15 protein-coding genes, 1 tRNA gene and 1 pseudogene are annotated in these 18,653 nt (G+C 66.1%); 2 read left to right on the top strand and 15 right to left on the bottom strand.

From position 1 onward, the window contains the following. Nucleotides 1-4 precede the first annotated feature (4 nt). From OJA40_RS01410 to OJA40_RS01375, 8 genes and pseudogenes are all read right to left on the bottom strand, one after another. On the bottom strand, nt 5-583 hold the full coding sequence (locus tag OJA40_RS01410) for a T9SS type A sorting domain-containing protein (protein ID WP_263808187.1): 579 nt from the start codon (nt 581-583) through the stop codon (nt 5-7). A 183-nt stretch (nt 584-766) separates the two neighbouring features. Further along, a pseudogene (locus OJA40_RS15445) lies at nt 767-1,492 on the bottom strand (trypsin-like serine peptidase); the annotation flags it as partial. A gap of 580 nt (nt 1,493-2,072) precedes the next feature. Further along, a complete protein-coding gene (gene purE, locus OJA40_RS01400; RefSeq protein ID WP_208425542.1) occupies nt 2,073-2,585 on the bottom strand; it encodes a 5-(carboxyamino)imidazole ribonucleotide mutase in 513 nt (170 codons plus the stop codon). A 138-nt stretch (nt 2,586-2,723) separates the two neighbouring features. Further along, entirely contained in the window at nt 2,724-3,863 is a 1,140-nt protein-coding gene (locus tag OJA40_RS01395) for a 5-(carboxyamino)imidazole ribonucleotide synthase (protein WP_208425541.1), read from the bottom strand. A 73-nt stretch (nt 3,864-3,936) separates the two neighbouring features. Continuing rightward, nucleotides 3,937-6,678: a DNA translocase FtsK gene (locus tag OJA40_RS01390; RefSeq protein WP_263808098.1), complete on the bottom strand. Its 2,742-nt coding sequence runs from the start codon at nt 6,676-6,678 to the stop codon at nt 3,937-3,939. 172 nt (nt 6,679-6,850) lie between these two features. Continuing rightward, nucleotides 6,851-7,588 (bottom strand): 2-phosphosulfolactate phosphatase, encoded by a 738-nt coding sequence (locus OJA40_RS01385; RefSeq protein ID WP_208425540.1) that lies wholly within the window; start codon nt 7,586-7,588, stop codon nt 6,851-6,853. A gap of 53 nt (nt 7,589-7,641) precedes the next feature. Beyond that, a complete protein-coding gene (gene gcvT, locus OJA40_RS01380; RefSeq protein ID WP_208425539.1) occupies nt 7,642-8,766 on the bottom strand; it encodes a glycine cleavage system aminomethyltransferase GcvT in 1,125 nt (374 codons plus the stop codon). Between the two features lie 126 nt (nt 8,767-8,892). Beyond that, entirely contained in the window at nt 8,893-10,005 is a 1,113-nt protein-coding gene (locus tag OJA40_RS01375; RefSeq protein ID WP_208425538.1) for a prephenate dehydrogenase, read from the bottom strand. A 359-nt stretch (nt 10,006-10,364) separates the two neighbouring features. Here OJA40_RS01375 and OJA40_RS01370 point away from each other — a divergent pair, with 359 nt between their 5' ends. Next, complete coding sequence (locus OJA40_RS01370) at nt 10,365-10,664, top strand: isoamylase early set domain-containing protein (RefSeq protein ID WP_208425537.1); 300 nt, start codon at nt 10,365-10,367, stop codon at nt 10,662-10,664. A 105-nt stretch (nt 10,665-10,769) separates the two neighbouring features. Here OJA40_RS01370 and OJA40_RS01365 read toward each other — a convergent pair whose 3' ends face one another. From OJA40_RS01365 to OJA40_RS01335, 7 genes are all read right to left on the bottom strand, one after another. Then, nucleotides 10,770-11,864, bottom strand: coding sequence for a glycerol dehydrogenase (locus OJA40_RS01365; protein WP_208425536.1), 1,095 nt, complete (start codon nt 11,862-11,864; stop codon nt 10,770-10,772). A gap of 240 nt (nt 11,865-12,104) precedes the next feature. Beyond that, on the bottom strand, nt 12,105-12,344 hold the full coding sequence (locus tag OJA40_RS01360) for a hypothetical protein (protein ID WP_208425535.1): 240 nt from the start codon (nt 12,342-12,344) through the stop codon (nt 12,105-12,107). A gap of 115 nt (nt 12,345-12,459) precedes the next feature. Then, nucleotides 12,460-14,019, bottom strand: a complete 1,560-nt coding sequence (locus tag OJA40_RS01355; RefSeq protein WP_263808093.1) for a trypsin-like peptidase domain-containing protein — start codon at nt 14,017-14,019, stop codon at nt 12,460-12,462. A gap of 211 nt (nt 14,020-14,230) precedes the next feature. Further along, nucleotides 14,231-15,643 carry a class II fumarate hydratase gene (locus tag OJA40_RS01350; RefSeq protein WP_208425533.1) on the bottom strand — a complete coding sequence of 471 codons (1,413 nt, stop codon included), beginning with the start codon at nt 15,641-15,643 and terminating at the stop codon, nt 14,231-14,233. A gap of 326 nt (nt 15,644-15,969) precedes the next feature. Next, nucleotides 15,970-16,042: transfer RNA gene (locus OJA40_RS01345), tRNA-Phe, on the bottom strand. A gap of 60 nt (nt 16,043-16,102) precedes the next feature. Then, nucleotides 16,103-17,047: an NAD(+)/NADH kinase gene (locus OJA40_RS01340; protein WP_208425532.1), complete on the bottom strand. Its 945-nt coding sequence runs from the start codon at nt 17,045-17,047 to the stop codon at nt 16,103-16,105. A 222-nt stretch (nt 17,048-17,269) separates the two neighbouring features. Continuing rightward, nucleotides 17,270-17,692, bottom strand: a complete 423-nt coding sequence (locus OJA40_RS01335; protein WP_208425531.1) for a universal stress protein — start codon at nt 17,690-17,692, stop codon at nt 17,270-17,272. 153 nt (nt 17,693-17,845) lie between these two features. Here OJA40_RS01335 and OJA40_RS01330 point away from each other — a divergent pair, with 153 nt between their 5' ends. Further along, nucleotides 17,846-18,535, top strand: a complete 690-nt coding sequence (locus OJA40_RS01330) for a hypothetical protein (protein ID WP_208425530.1) — start codon at nt 17,846-17,848, stop codon at nt 18,533-18,535. The last annotated feature ends 118 nt before the right edge of the window (nt 18,536-18,653 follow it).

Here is an 18,653-nt window from a genome sequence, read left to right as displayed (position 1 = left end):
GGATTCAGTTCACGACGACGACCTTGCGGGTGATGGCGAACCGCTCCCCGACGAAACGCAGAAAGTACGGCCCGCTGGAAAGAGAACGTGTGGGAATGCGCACGGTCTGCCGAAAGCCCTCCGGAATCTCCTCGTCGAGCAGGACCCGGACGCGTCGCCCGAGCAAATCATAAAGCGTGACGCGCACCTCTTGGGTCTCGTTGAGGACGAACTGGGTTCTGGAGGAGGAACCGGCCCCGGAGGCCACACTCCCCTTGTCGACTTGGATCTCCCGCACCAGCACGGCCTCGCGGTCGGGAGAGGTCCGGCGGGACCGGTTCCCGGCATCGTCCTCGGCGACGAGCGCAAAGTAGTAGGTGCGACCCGCCTCGAGTCCGTCCGACGCCGTGACAACGGCGGTCTCCGTCGCACCCGCAGTATCGGGAGGTGGCGGCGCGCTCACGGAACGGGCCTGCTCGAAGTCCGCCGCGGTTTCGATGCGGGTTGTGTCGTAGCGGAGCAGATACCGCTGGGCCGTCCCGGCCCGGCCGTCGTCGCCGGTGGCGGTCCACCGCAGCGTCACGGACCGGTCGCGCGTATTCACCCCGTCGACGCGGAGGTCCCGGATCGGGGCGGGGGGCGTGGTGTCTGTTCCCTCGCTCAGAGGGCGCCCGTTGAGGACTTGCTTCCCCGTGTTCTCGGGATCTAACCACTCTCGGAGTTGCGTGTCGGGAGGGCCTCCAGTGTCCCAAGCGTCGTGTATCCGTCCGTACCAGTCTTGAATCTCACATCCTTGTTTCCCGGTCGAGAGCACACCGACGGTTCGTTGGGAAGAATCGAAAAGGGGCCCTCCCGATGAGCCTTGCTCGGTAGTCCCATCATCCCAGTCCACTTTAATGTGGGTCTCATTGGACGATTTTGAGAGGCCTGTAATCTTGGTTTGGTCGTATTCGAACGTGATTCGCTTCCCGACAGTGCTCGGGTGGTGGATGCTTACAGCTTCTGACGGCGCAAGCTCTCCCCTTCTGTCCCAGCCATTCAGAAAAAGATTATAGCTAGATGGGATTTGGTCATCGATTTCTACAAGAGTGATATCCGACTTGCCGGCTATATCGGAAGGAAGGCAATAAGCGTTTGTGTTCTCGCAATTGCCGTAACTCATGCGAAGAATGGCTCCCGAAGAGGTTTGGTCGGTTTTGTCATCAGAAGTGGGTGAGATTCTCTCTTCACCACCTTGTGAGCGGCACCTCTGATTTTGGTAATTCCAGTAGAAGACCATCGACGCAGCTGCTTCCTCGCTCCCTTCCAGACAATGTTCGGCGGTGAGGAAATAAGGTGTTCCATCCTTGCGGGTATTGTTGATGAGAGATCCCGAACAGAGGTCCACCCCATTGACAGAGTAAAGTCCGACAGAGCGGACCTGATTGCGCCATGGATCGGCCTCCGGACATGCAACATCAATATTACAAGCCTGTGCCCCCGTACTTTTGCTCTTCGAAGAAGTGGGGTCCATGGGGCGGAAGCCGTGATTGACTCTTGAGATTAGAAAATAGGCCCCTGATCGTTTTTTCTCCGGTACCTCAAGCTGGATTACTGCCTTGCCACCTGGAATGATGGGCGTCCAGAGTTGCCCCTCCGTGGCATCATCTCCAAGGTAAGGACCGTGCACAACCTCTCCTCCTGGGTCATGGACAAAGAGCTTGGCCCCTCTGGGGAGCCGAAAGCGCTCGAATCTAAAATTCAGGGACATGGCGTCCTTGGAGTGGATGCGAAGCCGCCAAAGCCAGGATCCCGACGGAAGTCTTTCCCAGCTACCGTGGCGATCCAGCGAGTACTCAGTTTCAATGGCTTTGCCAAAACGATAAGGGCCACTCTCATTTGCTCGAGCTTCAGCCTCGGCGCGGAGAGCAGCACCATCTACTGAAGGAAGCTGCTCTGTGGCGACAGACTCAATTGACTCGGTCGAGGTGTACTGCTGGGAAGGTGGTATAGACTGCTCCTGGGCGGAAGCCGGGCCGCCCCCCCACGCTACCAGTGCGCAAATGACAATAAGCGTGTATCTCCAGAGAGGCATTGCTCAGGGGAGAATGATGCTAGCTGCTGCTCGAACGGTCGGACACACGCTCGTCCATCTCCTCGACCGTCTCCGTCAGGTCGTCCTTGTACGCGGTCATCTTGGCACGGAGATCGGGGGCCCCGACGCCGAGAATTTGGACGGCGAGCAGGGCGGCGTTGTCGGCGGCGTTGATGGCAACGGACCCGACGGGCACGCCGCCCGGCATCTGCACGATGGAGAGGAGGGAGTCGACGCCGTTCATCGTGCTGGTTTTCACCGGCACGCCAATGACGGGGAGGGGCGTGCTGGCGGCGAGCATGCCGGGCAGGTGGGCCGCCCCGCCGGCGCCGGCGATTATGACCTCCACGCCGCGCTCCTGGGCGGTCTCGGCGTACTCTTGCATGACGCCGGGGGTGCGATGGGCGGAGAGAACCCGCATCTCGTAGGACACGCCGAACTCGTCGAGCACCTCGGCGGCCTCCTCCATGACGGGAAGATCGGAGTCGCTGCCCATGGCGATGCCAATGGGCGGTGCGGGGGACGTAGACATGGTTGGTCGGAAGTGGGTTGGGAAAGAGACGACGTAGATCCGTGAGGACTGGTCGGGGCGTGGCGGGGCCCAAACGTTGGCCCGGATTGTGTCGGGCATGCGGCCCACCGTGCCGTTGGGGGAGGCATGCCCGAGCGACTACAGTTCAATCGCGCTGGCGGCCATTTCGGCTCGCTTGCGCGTGTCGGCGCGGTCGGTGCCGAGGGCGGTCACGTGCCCCATTTTGCGGCCGGGACGCACGTCGGGCTTGCCGTAGATGTGAGGGGTTACGCCCTCGGTGTCGAGGGCACGCGGGAGGCCGGTCGTCTGCGGGGGGGTGCCCTCGCGGCGGCCCAGCACATTTACCATTACGGCCACCGGGGTGCGCAGGGAGGGATCCCCCAGGGGCCAGTCCAGAACGGCCCGCACGTGGTTTTCGAACTGGGACGTGGCGGCGCCCTCAATCGAGTAGTGGCCGGTGTTGTGGGGGCGAGGGGCGAGCTCGTTGACGAGCACACGCCCGTCGGGCATTTCAAAAAGCTCGACGGCGATCAGGCCCACCCCCTCCACCGCGTCGACGGACTTTTGTGCGATGTGGCGGGCCTTGTCGGCAATCGCATCGTCGATGTCCGCGGGCACCTCCACGGCGTGGCACCGGTGGTCGCGCTGCTCGGTGTAGGCGACCGGATACACGACCTGGTTTCCGCCCGGCCGCCGGGCCACCTGCACGGCGAGTTCGCGGGCAAAGTCCGCGAACGTTTCGACCATCGCCCCATCCTCGGTGGCCAAGTCGGGCCAGGCGTCGCGGAGCTCGTCCTCGGCGGCCGCCGTGGCGTTGCCGTAGCCGTCGTAGGCCCCCCGATACTGCTTCAGGACCACCGGATAGCCGAACGCCTCCGCGGCGTCGAGGGCGTCGTCGAGGGTCTCGCAGCAGGCAAACGCCGGCACCGGGCACCCGGCGTCGGCGAGGTGCTGCTTCTGGACGCCCTTGTCCTTAATGAGGGAAAGGGTTTGGGTGGAGGGCCAGAGGGCGGCGCCGTCCGGCAACACCTCGGCGGCGGCGTCGGCGGGGGCCCACTCGCTCTCGACCGTTACCACGTCACAGTCGGCCGTGAACGGGCGAAGCACGTCCGGGTCGGTCCAGTCGCCGACCCGGGCGCCGGTGTAAGGCCGCATCGGCCCGGCCTCCTTCGGGGACAACAGCCGGGCATCCACGCCCATGCGAACGGCCTCGGCCGCCATCATCTTGCCGAGCTGGCCACCGCCAAGAATGCCGATCGTCGGAAACGTTGAACTCATGCGTGAGAATTCGGTCGGGGCGAAATTACGTATGGATTGGGGAATCAGACCTCGAGGCGCGGGGCGTGCGCCGCTATGCCTCGTCCGGGTCGGCCTTGTCGGCGTCCTCGCCGTGCAGCAGGTCGTCGAGCGCCTGCTCGTCGTCGACGAGCACGTCGCGGGCCTTGGTGCCATTGAACGGGCCCACGATGCCGGCCTCCTCCAGCTGATCGACGATGCGGGCGGCGCGGGTGTAGCCGACCGCCAGCTTGCGCTGGAGGAGCGACACGGAGCCCTGCTGGCGACGCACGATGACACGGGCGGCCTCCTCAAACTTCTCGTCGGTGTCCTCCACGCCGAGCGTTTCGTCCGGGCCGTGGCCGGCGTCCTGCAGGGAGGGCAGCGTGTAAGGGGTGACGCCGGGCTGGTCGGCGACGTAGTCCACAACCTCCTCCACCTCCTCCACGCTCACGAACGGGCCCTGCAGGCGCATCAGGTCGCTGCCGCTTAGGAAGAGCATGTCGCCGTTTCCGACGAGGTCCTCGGCGCCGCCCTGGTCCAGGATGGTGCGCGAGTCGACCCGGGAGGCGACCTCAAAGGCGATGCGGGACGGAAAGTTGGCCTTGATGACGCCGGTTACCACGTCGACCGACGGGCGTTGCGTCGCGAGGATGAGGTGAATGCCGACGGCCCGGGCCATCTGGGCAAGGCGCGAGATCGGCCCCTCCACGTCGTCGCCGGCCGCCATCATCAGGTCGGCCAGCTCGTCGACCACCACCACGAGGTAGGGCATGTGGCGGTGCCCCTCCGTGGGGTCGAGCTCCCCGGCCTGAAACCGCTCGTTGTAGCCGGTGATGTTGCGCGCACCGGCGTCCGAGAGGAGGTCGTAGCGTGCCTCCATCTCCCGCTCCACGCTCTTCAGAACGCCGGACGCCTCGTCGATGTCGGTGATGACCGTCTGGTCGATGTCCTCTGGCACCGCCACGAACTGCGTTTCGAGCGCTGTGTACTGCTGCAGCTCAATTTTCTTCGGGTCGATAATGACAAACCGCAGGTTGGCCGGATGACAGGCGTAGATGAGGCCCGTGATGATGGCGTTCAGGCCCACGGACTTGCCGGACCCGGTGGCGCCGGCGATGAGAAGGTGGGGCATCGTTGCCAGGTCGCCCACGTGGACCTCGCCCTCAATGTTTTTGCCGAGGGGAAGGGGAAGTTTGAGGTCGGTGTCCTGGAATTTTCGAGTCCCGATCACGTCGCGGAGGCGGACGAGCTCCCGGTTCCGATTGGGGATTTCGACCCCTACGGCCGACTTGCCCGGAATGGGGGCGATCATGCGGATGCCGGGCGCCGCCATCGCCATGGCCAGGTCGTCTTCGAGCGACTTGATGCGACTGACCTTCACACCGGGCGCGGGCGTGAGCTCGTAGCGCGTGACGGTCGGGCCCACCACGGCGTTGATCTCCTCGATCTCGATGTTGTACATATCGAGCTTATCGAGGAGCACCCGTTTGTTCTCCTCGAGCTCGTCCCGGTTGATGGTCGGATCGGTATCGACCGACTCGTCGAGAAGGTCGAGGGAGGGGGGCTCGTATTCGAAGTCGTCGGGCAGTTCCGCGGTCCGTTCGATTTCGTCGGTCGTCTCCTCCTCAACCTGCTCCTGGATCGTCATCGAGACATCGTCGTCCGGATCGTCGGGGGCGTCCGGGGCTGGAGGGGCTTCGCCGGGGCTTGGTGCCGCTGGTTCATCGGCGTTGGGGGCCTCGTCGGCGGACGAGGGCGGCGGGTCCGGGGCCGGAGGAGAATCCGTTGACTCAACCTCTTCCGCAGGCGTTGGCGCGCTCGTCTCGTCGGAGACCTCCTCGGAGGAGATATCATCAGGCGTGCGGGCAGAGGAACCGGGGGCCGGCTCCGAGGAGGCCGTGCCGTCGTCGGTGGCGGACGGGGCAGGGTCACGGCCGGGCCGAAAGAGGTCGTTTCGGCGAACGGACGGGGCTTGCGCTCCGGAGTCCTTGGGGCGAGTCCGGGCCGGAGGGGGCGTGCGCTCCCCTGCGGGGGATGAAGACGGCGGCTCCGGAGAAGATGCAGACGGAGACCCCGAGGCGGACGCGGACGAAGACGGGCCGGATGTAGGGGAGGGTGCTTTCGGTTCGGGGGCGTGGGCCCGGGCCCGGCTCCACTGGTCGCGGATGTACGCCCCGGCGGCCGAGACGCCCGCCCCGATCCTGCGGGCCGCCCTGATGACGCGGTCCACCGTGCGCTGAATGTCATGGTCGACCACCAGCAGGAGCAGGACCGCCCCAGCCAGGAGGAGTAGGATGAAAGAGCCGACCTCCCCGAATACATTCTGCATCCAGCCGGCGGTCCCGATGCCCACGAGGCCGGCCCAGGCCCGAAGGGAGGCGTCCACCGTGTGGTGGACCCAGCCGACGACGCAGGACAGGATGAAGGCGGAGAAGGCCGTCAGGAGCGACGGGTAGAGGAGGCGGCGCAGCGAGGCGTGGCGAAAGACGGCGTAGCCCCACACCATCAGCAGGCCGCTTATCAGCAGCACCCCGTAGCCGATGAAGCCGGGCACGAAGGCCTCTGCGAGCTGGGCGCCGAGCAGCCCGAGCACGTTCTGGACGGGCCCGTCGGCCTGGGCGCTCTGCGGGTTGAGGACGACCGCGGACCAGTCCGCCGACCGGAGGACGACGGCATCGTCGGGGTGGTAGCTGGCAAAGGCGAGCGACACCAGCAGGGCGCACACCATCAGCACGAGCCCGAAGATCTCCACCTTCCGACGCGGAGAGATCAGGAAGGCCTCCTCCGTATTCGTATCGGAACCCGAGGCAGCCATACAGCCGAGCTGGCGAGGCGGAGAAAAAGGGACGCAGCGACAGGGAGCGGGTGTACATGTGTATCCATTGTCTAGCCGGGACACACATGGTGGTAAGGTGAGCCCAACGCGGCACAAATGCAACGGATCGGCGCAGGCAGCCCCCCCGCATGTGCGCAGTTGAGGGGACGGACTACGCCGACACGACGTCCTCGTACAGACGAAGTCGGTTTTCCGTGTAGTAGGGCAGAACCGGTACCGAATCAATCCGGAAGCAATAGTCCAGGTCGGCCCCGCGGTCCTGATTGGCAAGCCACTCGGCGTGGTTGGCCCCGCGGAGGGCATTGCCGAGGTCGTCCCGATCGGTGTGGTAGAGCGTGTAGGCCGTGTGGGCGGAGTCCGTGACCGGGTACGGCTCGTCCCCGTCCCAGAGGCGATCGAGAAGGAGGCCCGCACAGAGGGTGTCCTCGAGGGCGAGGCGGTTCTGTCGGCCCGCGCAGACGATGGTCACGGCGTCGGCCGTTCGACGGACGAAGTCGACGACGCGCTCCGCGTTCAGGAAGCAGGCCGCCACGAGGGTGTCGGCTTCCTTTGTCTGCTCCAGGGCCTGGGTCCCGTTGGAGGTATTCAGGATGATGTCCCGTCCCTGAACGACATTGTGCGTGTATTCGCCCGGCGAGTTGCCGAGGTGGTACCCTTCGATCTTTTCTCCGTTGCGCTCGCCCCCGAGTCGGTACATGTCGGGGTCGAGGTTGCTGGCGATCTTGCCGGCCTGGGCCATGTCGGTTACGGGCATCACGGCGCGGGCGCCCCGCTCAAGGGCGGTCACGATGGTGGAGCAGGCCCGAAGCACATCGATGACGATGACCGTCCGGTCCTGGACGTCCCCTTCCGAAACGTTCGAGTGCGTCAAGAAAACTTCAGCGTCCATCGGAACAGCGAGTCAGGTGGAAGGGAAACGGGGGGACAGGGACGGAGGCGCACTCATGCGTCCTCGTGGAACGGAGGCTCCGTCACTTCCACGTCGAACGTGCGGCGCCGGCTTGCGACCTGTAGCGCCCGGCCCGGTTCGGTGTAGGCCGGCTCGTTGGGGACGTAGCCGAGGCCAATGCCCGCGTCGAGGAGGGGCGACTGCGTGCCGCTGGTAACAACGCCGATGGCGTCGCCCCCCGCCGACTGGAGAACATCGTCGTGGCGCGGGATGCCCCGCTCGGTGGCCACGAAGCCCACGAGTTTTCGCGCCGGCCCGTGCTCGTGAATCTTCCGCAGGGCCTCCCGCCCGATGAAGTCGCCCTTGTCGAGCTTCACCAGCCACCCCAGGCGCGCCTCGTAGGGGGTGATGTCCTCCGTGATGTCGTTGCCGTGCAGGCAGAGCCCCGCTTCGAGGCGGAGCGTGTCGCGGGCGCCGAGGCCCGCCGGTGTCAGGCCACGGTCCGCGCCCGCCTCCAACAGGGTGGTCCACACGTCTCGGGCCCGGTCGGCGGGCACGTAGAGCTCAAGGCCCGGCTCGCCGGTGTAGCCGGTACGGGAGATGAGGGCGGTCTCGCAGTCGAGGAAGGCCCCGCCGGTCCGTTCCCAGAAGTGGTAGAACGACAGGTCGTCCAGGTCGTCGTCGAGAAACGGCTGGGCGATGTCGAGGGCCTTCGGGCCCTGAAGGGCGAGAAGGGCGGTGTCGGCGGAAATGTCCCGAAGCGTGGCCCCCATGGGGTTGTGGTCGTGCATCCACGTCAGATCCCGCTCTCTATTGGCGGCGTTGAGCACCATCAGGTACTCGTCCTCGGCGCGGCGATACACGATGCCGTCGTCGATGATGCCGCCGTCGGGGGTGCACATGACCGTGTACATCGCCCGCCCGTCGTAGAGCGTCTCGGCGTCGTTGGTCACGAGGTGCTGGACGAGGGCGAGGGCCTGGTCCCCCTGAATCAGCACCTCGCCCATGTGACTTACGTCGAACAGCCCGGCGTCGTTACGGACGGCCAGGTGCTCGTCGATGATGCTGTCGTACTGCACGGGCATCTCGAATCCCCCAAACGCCATCATGCGGGCGCCACGCTCCTCGTGGGCGTCGTGGAGGGGAGTGGTGTGGAGGGATGGGGCGGAGTCGGCCATCGGAAAAGACGAGAAGCTACGAGAGAGCAGGAATTGGCGCAGGCAGAGCAAAAAACCTGCAGGCTCTTATGATACCCGACGGCGTCAGTTTAGTCAACGAAGGAGAAATGATTTTGCGGGTGATTGCTACGGGCGGCGCGCTTCGTAGCCGGCCGCCGATAGCACCGCGACGGCCTGTTCGGCGTCTTCCCCCGTCTCAAACGCCAATCGAAAGGTGCCCCCAGTCCCGTCCCGAATGGTCTGAAGCTCGATGTCCTTAATGTTGAGGTCCGCGTCGAGGAGGTGCCCCGACAGTTCGTGGATGACGCCCTCCTCGTCCGGGGCCCGGACGTAGACGTCGAACAGCGGGTGAAGGAAGCCCTTGCTGTCCCGGGGCATGGCGTCACGGGCCGTGCGGGCCTCGTCGAAGGCGTCCTCGAGGGCGTCCAGGTCCTCCTCGATGAGGCGGTTGCGGAGGGTGCGCAGGCCCCGGCGCAGGCGGCTCAGGGCGTCGTGGATCGCCCGCTCGTTGCCCACCAACACGTCCCGCCACACGTCGAAGGGAGAAGACGCGATGCGCGTCATGTCGCGGAACCCGCCCCCGGCGAGCTGGAGGGCAAGATCGCGGTCCGCGTCGTCCTCGGTCGTGGCCACGAGGTTGACGAGGGCCACGGACAAGAGCTGCGGCACGTGGCTGGTGGCGGCGACGAGGCGGTCGTGGCGGGCGGAATCCAGCACGAGCGGCCGGCTGCCGGTGGCCTCGATCAGCTCGACGAGGGGGGCCAGCCCCTCGTCGAGGGCCGCCTCGTCGGTTTCCTCCGGCAGGCAGAGGCTGTAGACCGCGTTCTCGAAGAGCAACGGGTCGGCGTGGTCGATGCCGCTGTGCTCGGCGCCGGCCATCGGGTGGCCCCCCAGAAATATGGCGTGATCGGGGAGCACGTCCGCGGCCTGATCCAGCACGGGCTCTTTCACCGAGGCCACGTCGGTTACGAAGCACCCCTCCGGAAGGGCGTCGGCAATGGTGTCGAGCAGCCGGACGGTCGTGGCGAGGGGGGTGGCCAAGACGACGAGGTCGGTGTCCGCGACGGCCGACAGGGGATCGGCCGCTTTCTCGTCGATGGCGCCCCGTTCCTCAGCCCGCTCCAACACCTCCGGCCGGTCGTGCCCGACGATCGTGGTCTCGGGCTGGCGCTGGGCCCAGGCGAGCCCGAGAGAGCCGCCGATGAGACCCGTTCCGATGATGGTAAGGCGTTCGATCATGCCAGAGGTGGGGCGTGGCGAAAAGACGAGACCTCCCTGCCGGACCGTGCAACCGGATCCGGTACGGGACAAGAATGCACGCCGGGGCCGCAATGGATGTTCGGCGGGGACGGCGGGTGCGGTCCGAATTGCGGATTAACAGCGATCCAGGAGACGCCGGAGGCCTCTCCGCTCGTGGCATCGGCCGACGAAGAACGGGCGAAGGAAGCGCTTTTTGGTCCTGTGAAATGCCACAACGGGGGCCTCCGGGCGTACGGGTGGTTGATCTTCCGCTGGTTCGGCGGAGGGCTTGCTCCCTGCTGGCGGGACCGGTCGGAAATTTCAGCTCATCCAATCACGACACGAGCCCATCCAGTTCGATGATCAAGAAAGTAAATAAGCAGTCCAGCGATCGCGTCAAGGTTACGTTCGTCCTCCCGGAGGACCATCCGTACGGGGGGGAGGTCTCGGTCGTGGGCGACTTCAACGACTGGACGCCCGGCGCGCACCAGTTCGTCCGCCGCAGCAACCAGACCTACAGCACGAACGTGCTGCTGCCCGAAGATGCACGCTATGCCTTTCGCTACTACAGTGAGGAGGACGGGTGGATCAATGAGGAGGAGGCCGACGACTTTGAGCCCAACGGCTACGGCACGACCAACTGCGTGGTGACAACGTAGCGGGCCTGCCGGAGGCGAGACAGATCGCTGCCGAGGAATGAGAAAGGGAGGGGGCCGTTCCGGAGCGGCAGTCCACCAGGACGCCCGTGGCCGGTGGTCGGCGGCCTACCGGACCCGATCGGCAATCCCGTCGACTGTCTTCAGGGCGTCCCGCACCATGGGGACGGTCACCCGGAACGGCTGGTTGTGGATCGTCTCTGCATCGTCGCAGGCTGCTTCGGCGACGGTGTCGAGGGGACGGCCCGTTGGATCTTCGATCCCGATGTCGGCAAGCGTGACCGGCAGGCCAAGCCGCCGGGAAAACGTGATGTAGTCCCCGACGAAGCTGTCCTCTCGCCCTTCCAGAATGAGCTGGGTGATGATCCCAATGTTGACCTTCTCTCCGTGGGTGGCGTCGTGGGTGGCGTCGAGCTGAGTCAGCCCGTTGTGGATGGAGTGCGCAGCGGCGAGCCCGCCGCTCTCGAACCCGAGGCCGCTGAGGAGGGTGTTGGCCTCAGTGACGGCCTCCACCGCCTCCGTAACGGCATCGCGCTCGACCGCGTCTATGGCCGACAGCCCGTGGTCCCGCAGCGTCTCGTAACAGAGCCGGGCGAGTTGATGGCCCGCCCGAGTGGGGGTGCCCCCGACGATGGTTTCTCCCTCCGAGCGGACGGTGGCGTCGGCCTCGAACCACGTCGCGAGGCCGTCGGCAATCCCCGATCGGAAGAGACGCGTCGGGGCGGCCGCAATGATTTCGGTATCGACCAGCACGAGGTCAGGGTGCGCGTCGTAAAACCAGTATTCCTCAAACTCGCCGCGGTCCGAGTAGATGACCGACAGTGCACTCGTTGGGGCATCCGTGGAGGCAACGGTGGGCATCGAGACCATGGCGCCGCCGTCCAGGCCTTCGCGAACGGCCTTGGCCGTGTCCAACGCCTTGCCGCCCCCCGCGCCGACGACAACGTCGATGTCGTGATTGCGGGCGATCCGCGTCAGACGCTCGGTTTCTGCTTCGGAGGCTTCCCCTTCAAATTTAGCGGCCGTCGCGTCCAGCCCCGCCTCCGCCAAGCCAGCCCGCACGCGATCCCCGACGATCTCGAGAACGGTATCGTCGGCCAGAAGCAGGGCCTTTTCGCCCAGGGGCGCCGCGTGGGTCCCAATCGCGTCGACAACGCCCCGTCCTTGCACGTATGCTGCGGGGGACTGAAAAACGTCTGCCATAGCTCATCTGTGACTGTTCGTTGAAGTGACGATGCGTCCTGCTCTCCCGGAGGACGTTTGCTCCCCGGGCCAGACGGCCCGGGGGCTGACCGCACATTCGCCGGCGGGACGGCCGGTCGGCGGCCCCCGAAGACCACCGTGTTTTTCCGGCCACGGCCCGGACAGGTTCTATAATTTAAGATAAGAAAATATTCTTTTATCGTAAGAGCCAGGGGGCTCCCAGCCCTGCTCGTCGTGAGGCTAATTCCGAAGGGCAGAGGCGATGTCTTCCGCCGCCTCCGACGGGTTGAACGAGTCCTCACGCAGGTTTGTCAGCACGACACACGTGCCGCGGGGGGAGACGACGAACCGTTTGGAGTCGCCGTCGGCGTCCGGAAAGGTGACTTCAACCGAGCGGTCCTCCTCGGCGGCCTGCTCGCGCAGGTCCGCAATGCGAGCGGCGTCGGGAGGGGCATCGAGCGCGGGGGTAGAGTCGGCCATCGCAGAAGAAGTCAAGTGGTGATGAGAATGAGAGGAGACGCAAAACGGAGAATCCACACGAACGCCCCACCCTCGGGGGAGGATGGGGCGCCTGTGGGGCGGGATTGGCCCTGGGTTATTCGGTATCGGCCGGGCGACGGAGGCTCGTGACGAAGACGAACCCGTCGGGATTCCGGACCGCCATCCGGAACGCATCGCCGGGCTCGACGCTCCGGTAGACCTCCATGAAGGTGCCCATGTCCGAGATCTGCTCCCCGGCCATCTTGAAGATAATCTGTCGGGGCTGGAGGCCCGATTCGCGGATCATCCGGTTGGACTGGTCCACGCCCGTGATGACGACGCCCTGGGCCTCATCGAGCCCGAGGCGCCGCGCCATGTCGGGCGTGACGTCTTGCAGCTGAAGGCCCAACTCCTCCTGAAGCGCCTCGGCGGACGACGGGCCATTGCTTTCACTGCGGTCGTCGGACGACGCCGTCATGCTCTCGCCGCGGGCGCCGAGCGTGACCGTAAGGGTGCGGGTTTCCCCGTCACGATTGATCTGAAGCTCCGCCTCCTCTCCGGGGCGCATGCTGGCGATCTGATTGCCCAGCTGGAGGTAGTCTTCCAGCGGCGTCCCGTTGATGCCCGTGATGATGTCGCCGGCCTCAAGGCCCGCCTCGTCCGCGGGGGCGCCCTCTTCCACCTGTGAAACGACCGCCGACCCCTTCGGAAGATTCTCGTTGTCGACGAGGGTCTCGGGGGCCCCGCCGTAGCGGATGCCGAGGTAGGCCCGTCGCACGTCGCCTTCTTCAATGATCTGAGTGGCGATGCGCTCGACGGTGCTGGACGGAATGGCGAACCCGATGCCCTGGTTGCCGCCGGACCGGGACACGATGGCCGTGTTAATGCCCACGAGCTCCCCCTGCAGGTTTACGAGGGGCCCACCGGAGTTGCCGGGGTTGATGGCCGCGTCGGTCTGGATAAAGTTCTGCACCCCACCGCCCTGACTGGAGCTCCGGCCCCGCTGTGGGCTGGCCTGAAGGCGGCCAAGGGCGCTGATGATGCCGGCCGTGACGCTGTTGTTGAGTTGAGGGTCGAGGGGGGAGCCAAACGCCATGACCCACTGCCCAACGCTAACCTGCTCCGAGTTGCCGAAACTGATGGCCGTCATGTCGGACGCATCCACCTTGAGCACGGCCAGGTCCTTGTACGGGTCGGTTCCCACGACCTCGGCCTGATACTGCTCGCCGTCCAGGGTCTGAACGCTCAGCCGCTCAGCGTCCTGAATCACGTGGTTGTTGGTGACGATGTGTCCGTCGGAGCGCACGACGACGCCGGAGCCGAGCCCCTGCCGGACCTCCGGCTCCGACGGCCCGCGCTGCCCAAAGAACCGCTCGAACGGGGTGCCCTCGAACGGGTTGCGCATCCGGCGGTCCACCACCTTGGCCGCCCGGATCTGGACGACGGCGGGGTTGACGGACTGGGCAACGTCCGAAAATGCGGTCTCAAACCCGTTGGGCGTGTTGGGGGGAGGCTGCTCAATTTGCGTAGACCCATCGAGGTTTGCGGCCTGACTGGAGGTGCCCACGGCGTCGCCCACCCCAAACAGGTTGGCCCCCGCGGTGGCGAACAGAATGCCGGCCAAGAAGGCGCCACCAACAACGACGGCGAGAGAGACTTTGCCTTGCGTGCTCATCAAACGTGCGGAAAGTCGTAGGGAAAGAACGCGATGAAGGGACGAGGATTCGGCGTCGAGCCTCTCAGATCGTCGCGACCCGGCCTCCTACCTCTTCTAAACGGACGGCTGCCGGAATTTCGTACCGCCCCCTGTGTGGGAATTGTAACAACGCGGGGCCGCCGGGGGAAGTGCCCCGGCCGGCCGCAGCACCCACGCTACCGGAGGGAAGCTACGACGCATCCCCGCCGGGCACGCCCGGCTGCGTCATGCGCCGGATGTCCAGGTACTCGTCGAGCTGGTCCTCGTCGAGAAGTCCCATTTGTTTTACAACCGTCCGGACGCTTTCGCGGTTCTTCGCGGCCGTCTTCGCGACCTCGCTGGCCTTGTCGTAGCCGATGGCCGTGTTGAGGGCCGTCGCGACGGAGGGGTTCAATTCCAGAAGCTCCCGGCAGCGCTCCCGGTCTGCCTCGATGCCCTCCACGCACTTGCCGCGAAAGGCGTCCACGCTGTTTGCGAGCAGGTCGATGCTTTGCAGCATGGCGTGGGCCATCACCGGCATCATCACGTTCAGCTCAAAGTTGCCGTGCGTGTTGGCGACGGTGAGGGTCTGGTGGTTGCCCGTGACCTGCGTGGCGACCATCATCACCTGCTCGCTCTGTACCGGGTTCACCTTCCCGGGCATGATGGAGGAGCCGGGCTGGATGACCGGAAGGGTGATCTCGCCGATGCCGCTCGTGGGGCCGCTGGAGAGGAGGCGCAGGTCGTTTGCGATTTTGAGCAGGGCCGTCGCGAGGGTGTTCAGGGCGCCGTGGGCGTCCACGTAGAGCTCCTTGCCGGCCTGCTGGGCAAAGTGGTTCCCCGTCTTGTAGAACGAGAGCTCGGTGGCGTCGGTGAGGTGCTGGAGGGCCGTTTCGGGGAAGCCCTCCGGGCAATTGAGGCCCGTGCCCGTGGCGGTGCCGCCGAGGGTGACTTCCGAGAGGCGGTTTGACGCCAGCTCAATCCGCTGGATGGCGTGCTCGATCTGGGCCGCGTACCCGCCGAATTCCTGGCCCAGCCGCACCGGGGTGGCGTCCATCAGGTGCGTCCGGCCGCTCTTGAGCACGTCGTCGAAGGCTTCGGCCTTCTCCTCGAGCGCGCCCTGCAGGGCCTCCAGGGCCGGCAGCAGGTCGTGCTCAATGCCCATCCGGGCGGCGACGTGCAGGGTGGTCGGGATGGTGTCGTTCGACGACTGCGACATGTTGACGTCGTCGTTGGGGTGGACCGCCTTGCTGCCGCGGCCGGCCCCCAAGAGCACCGACGCCCGGTTGGCGATCACCTCGTTGGCGTTCATGTTCGTGGAGGTGCCGCTGCCGGTTTGAAAAATGTCGAGCACGAAGTCCTCGTCGTGCCGGCCATCGATCACCTCCTCGGCGGCGTCGACGATCGCCTCGGCGGTCTCGTCCCCCAGGCGGTCGAGGTCCTGGTTGGCCCGGGCGGCGGCGCGCTTGACGTGGCCGAGCGCCTCGATGAAGCGGCGGGAGAACCGAAGGTCGCTGACCGGAAAGTTCTCCTTGGCCCGCTGGGTCTGGGCGCCGTAGAGGGCCTCGGCGGGGACGCGCACGTCCCCGAGGGAGTCGCTTTCGGTTCGGTAGTCGGAGCTCATTGCGGAGTAGGAAGCGGGTGAGGTGGGGAGCGAAAGGGCACTGGTTAACCTCGGCGTCGAGCGGGGGAGGATCAACAGACCGGACGTTTTCCAGGACAGGCGGGTGCTCTGAGGACGGCACGCTGTTCGCGATGTGGGCCCGGGCCGGTCCGGGGCCGGCCGTCCGGGGCCGACGGCGGCCTGCGGGCGGGCAATCCGGAATCGAAAGCGCGCCGCTCTCGGCCTGCCGAACGCGACCGACGGCGGCCGCGTCTTGGCATTGAAGCGTTTGTCCCAAATAAAATCCCCGCTCTGCGCCGCTGGACGGCGAAAAGCGGGGGCGGGGGTGGTCAGGGGCGGATTCGAACCGCCGACACACGGCTTTTCAGGCCGTTGCTCTACCACCTGAGCTACCTGACCTCAAAACACACACGAATGTACCGGTCCCGGCTGCGCTTGTCAACGACCGTTCCGGTTGTTTCATTCCCCCTTCAACGGGGATGGGTCGCGCGGGGCAGAGATGGATTGCCCGCGGTCAGTCGGCTCCTCCGAACGGCGTGCGCCCCACATCAGTTTCGAGCGCAGGGTGTGGAAAAAGTGTTGGCCGGGGAGCTTGACGAGGTTGACCGCGTGGTCGGCCCGTTCCACACTGAATTCCAGGTTGTGCTCGTCGAACATCGTGCTCTGCCCGTCCGCGGCAAAGACGTACGGCTGGTCGTTCTCACGAACCTGGCAGGTGATGGTGGCGTCGGCCGGGAGGACAATCGGGCGGACCGTGAGGGTGTGGGGGGCGATGGGGGTTAGGATGATGGCGTCCACCCCGGGGGTGATGATGGGGCCGCCGGTGGAGAGCGAGTACGCCGTGGAGCCGGTCGGGGTGCTGATGATAAGGCCATCGGCCCAGTAGGTGTTGAGCGGCGTCCCGTCAACGGCCACCTCGATTTCGATGAGGCCGGCGGCCCCACTGCGGTCCAGCACGAATTCGTTGAGGGCCCACTCCGTGTCGAGCCCCGAGCCGGATTCCAGGTCGGCCTGGAGGGCGAGCCGTTCCTCGGTCCGGTAGTCCCCGGCCTCCAGGGCATCGATCGCGTCGTGAATTTGGCCGATCTCAATGTCGGCGAGAAAGCCGAGGCGGCCGATGTTGACGCCCAGGAGCGGCGTGCCGTTCGGCCCCGTGCGGTGGGCGGTGCGCAGGAGGGTCCCGTCCCCCCCAAAAGACAGTACGATGTCGCCGGCCGCCGCCACGTCGTCCACGGCGTGGGCGCGGCACCTCTCCTCGTCGACGAGGCCCTGCTCCACGAGGCCGGTGGCGATGGGCGCGTGAATCCGAAACGGAAGGTCGTCGTCCGTCAACCGGTCGATGAGTTTTGCCAATGGGGCCCAGAGCGCGTCCTTGGTCGGGTTGCCAGTGATGCCGTAGACCATGTAGCCCAAGGTGGTTCGAAGAGGCGACGAACAACGCGGTTTGCCCCAGCGCCAACATCCGTCTCAAAGCTTCCGGTCAGTAGAACGTTCCGACCGGGCAGAGACGCGACAGGGGTGCCCTCGTCTCCCTGTCAACCCGCTGGTGGGCGAACGACACGACGGCCGTTTCGGTCGAACGGGAGCGCGGCGAGGCGGCGGCTTCCCACCGTCGGGGATGGGGGCTTAGGGACGTACCAGGTGGACGGAGCACGGGGCGAAGACGGCCACCTGGTGGCTCACCGTTCCGACCGGGCTGTCCGGGTCGTCCCGGTCCACCCGGTGGGAGCGCATCACGAGAAGATCCGCGTCCTGCTCCTCGGCGACCCGTGTGATTTCGGGGCCGCGCTCCCCGTACGTGATCATGAAGTCGACGTCAAACCCGTCCTCGGCCAGGTCGCTCGTCCACGCCCCCAGCTTTTTTTCGGCCTCCTGCTGGAGGTCCGCGTAAAAGTCGTCCATTTCGCCGGGCGCCTCGTCCTGAAGCGTTTCGATGGCGTGGTGGAGCACCACGCGGGTATGGTCCGGGGCGGCAAGGTCTCGGGCCGCATCGAGGACGGATTCGTTGGTGCTGGAGAGGTCAACCGGAATGAGGAGGACGTCGTACATGAAGCAGAGGGGGGAAGCGAAAAAGGCAGGTCGAGTTGGCGGGATCGGAATTCCGAAGCGTCTGTCGTCGACGCGCGCGGCGGATCTCCCACTCGCAGTGTATCATTAAATTACCGAAGAGAAAAGTCGTGGCACAACCCTTCAACGGTGGACATGGCACGTTCTGATCTCCACGCCTTGCGACGGTCTCTCGCGCGCCGGCTGCAGGAGAAGGCGGAGCTGGAACAGACGGTTCGTGCGGCGCAGTCGCAGTTCGAAGAAGAAGTGGCGCCGCTTCGGGAGGAGGTCCTGCGCCTGCAGATGGAACGCCTGAAAGAGGCAGCACAGGCCCGCAGGCGGAGCGCCCGCCTCCGCAATGCCTACCACGACGCCCAGGAGGCCTACGATGCCTTCCGGGAGCGACGGAGGCAGGCGCCGACGGAGACGGCCCGTTCGGCCCCGGACCTGAAAGCGGCCTACCGCCGGGCCACGAAGCTGTGCCACCCGGACGCGGTCGCCGACGCCTACCGCGACGAGGCGGCCGCCACGTTCCGGGCGCTCGAGTCGGCGTTCGACGCCGAGCATTCGGCGGCGGTGCGCGCCATCGCTGACTCTCTGGAAACCTGGGGCTTCCCCCGGGCGCCCACCGCCTCTCCCGAGTCGTCCCTGCCCGACGCGGAGGCGTCCCTGGAGCAGGCGGTGTCGGCGCTTGAGGCCTCGATTGAGCGCCTCCGCGCGTCGGAGACGTACGATGCCGTGACGGAGACCGGCGACGTCGATCCGGAGTCGGCCCTCAGGGCCCGCAAGCGCAGGCTGCGCGAGCGCCTGCGGCGGCTCAAGCGCTGGCGCACGGCCCGCCTCTAAAGACCGGCGAAGGATCGGCGCGCCCCGGGCCGGCCCGTTGTGATTTGGGACGTGGACGGCTACGTTGTGTCGATGCAGATCATCGGGGCGCGACGAGTGGGGAAGCGACCGGCAGCCT

It is taken from the genome of Salinibacter pepae, from assembly GCF_947077775.1.
GTDB lineage: Bacteria > Bacteroidota > Rhodothermia > Rhodothermales > Salinibacteraceae > Salinibacter > Salinibacter pepae.
The sequence above is the reverse complement of the archived record's forward strand: the minus strand, read 5'-3'. Positions and strand labels throughout refer to the sequence as shown.